The sequence below is a fragment of the Gluconobacter sp. P1D12_c genome (assembly GCF_018812105.1).
Taxonomy (GTDB): domain Bacteria; phylum Pseudomonadota; class Alphaproteobacteria; order Acetobacterales; family Acetobacteraceae; genus Gluconobacter; species Gluconobacter oxydans_A.
This window is the reverse complement of sequence record NZ_JACSIQ010000555.1, coordinates 1-422: the sequence shown is the minus strand read 5'-3', so window position 1 is coordinate 422 and position 422 is coordinate 1. Positions and strand designations below refer to the sequence as shown.

Below are 422 nucleotides of genomic sequence, written 5' to 3'. Positions count from 1 at the left end.
GTCGCCAGTTGAGGAATGAGCTGACCTATTGGATTGATAACATTCTCCCGAATAAGGGGAAGTATCTGCGGTACATGGTTATCACCTGCGGTGAGAACGTCCGCATATATGATGACCTCAAGGCGGAGCATAGGAAATGGACACGCAAGATCTCTGCTTGCTTACGGTGGATCAATCAAAAAAATGGTTCAAATCTGTATTTCAGGGGGACTGAGTTCACTCATAATGAGGATCATGAAAACCTTAACATGCATATGAATATCCTCTTTGATCTGCAGTATTTGAAGGGGAACGGCTGGCAGGATTTTCTTGCTGATGTTCGTTAGAGGATGTCGTGCATTGTTAAGGATGCGGGAACTGTTGAGTATGTTGATGAGTTCACAAAATATGTGACTAAGCCTAACGATAGTGAGACGATGGAG

1 protein-coding gene is annotated in these 422 nt (G+C 43.8%); it reads left to right on the top strand.

Annotated features, from left to right (window positions below; genetic code table 11):
• On the top strand, positions 1-326 hold a 326-nt coding region (locus tag KP705_RS18125), incomplete at its 5' end, for a hypothetical protein (RefSeq protein ID WP_215765301.1).
• Between the last annotated feature and the right edge of the window lie 96 nt (positions 327-422).